This is a genomic window from Vibrio sp. Vb0667 (assembly GCF_033391095.1).
This window is the reverse complement of sequence record NZ_JAWPOL010000279.1, coordinates 1-1,185: the sequence shown is the minus strand read 5'-3', so window position 1 is coordinate 1,185 and position 1,185 is coordinate 1. Positions and strand designations below refer to the sequence as shown.

Below are 1,185 nucleotides of genomic sequence, written 5' to 3'. Positions count from 1 at the left end.
CTGGCGACTTTTCTTGGCTCATTCTTGTTTAGTTTGGTAGGTATCATCGCACTTGGCATCGGCGCCTATCACGAGCAGGCACAGATCTATTTGTTCATCGTAACCATGGCGGTGATCATTATGATCATCCTGACTCTACTTCGCTGGATTCAGCATCTATCTGTACTTGGTAGAGTCTCGTAAACCACCTCAAATGTGGAACAAGCGCTATTAAGTGCGATTCGAAAACGAGGCTGTGAGCCTTGGCTGGGTGCATTTCCTTGGAGTCATCCAGAGCACAAACCGAGAGGAAGCAAACCGATTGTCAGCAAAGAAATTGGTTACTTACAACATATTGATATGCACCATCTAGATAGTGTTGCTAAAGCCTCTCAATCCACTATCTATATTGAGAGGCAGCCAGGGAGTTTTGTTTATCTTGGTCAACCATTGGCTTGGGTCTGTGGCGAATTAACAGAAGAAAGTGAGGTAACGGCAGCGTTCACGATCCGAACTGAGCGATCCTATGACCAAGATCCTCGCTTTGGCTTAGTTGTACTTGCAGAAATAGCCTCTAGGGCCCTCTCTCCTGCCGTTAATGATAATGGTACTGCGATTGATGTTCTGGGACGTTCGATTCGGGCGCTTTCACTTTGGGGAGAACTTATTAGCCAACAGCCAACCAAAACTCGCTTCCCAAGATTGTTTGTGCCCTCGTTAAACTGCCAAGATTTATTCGATGATGTCTTTTTGCCGATAGCGCATGATGGGGCAGCTCAACTGCAAGTTCAGGTTCGCCTGCAAAAGGCATTACTAGCTTTGTCTAGTATGCATCCCAAGCTGTTTAGCGCTCCAGCAACCAAGCTTTCAGAGAAAGCATTAGAACTCGCGTTGACCCAACATTTTACTGAAGATGAAAAGCATCAACTTGCGCAACTTTCGAACCAGGTAACTGACCCAAAACCACGGCGATGACGATCCATTCAATCAGCATCGTTTTAAGCATACGCCTCAAACATGCGTATGCGCAGCCATCATCCTTCGTGAAAAGCTCTTAGATTTGGTCGTAATTGGAGAGTCTGTGCGTCAGCTCTCTTTTCACAGACTGACGGAATCTATATCCTGACGCACAATTTTTAAGGTAAGTGATGGAATTATGACTACTTCTACAACTCTTCCACCAGCGGGATTTTTCCGTCGATTGGC

1 pseudogene is annotated in these 1,185 nt (G+C 45.9%); it reads left to right on the top strand.

What is annotated here, in order from left to right:
* Positions 1 to 954 (top strand): annotated as a pseudogene (locus tag R8269_RS25265) (DUF2254 domain-containing protein); the annotation flags it as partial.
* Between the last annotated feature and the right edge of the window lie 231 nt (positions 955 to 1,185).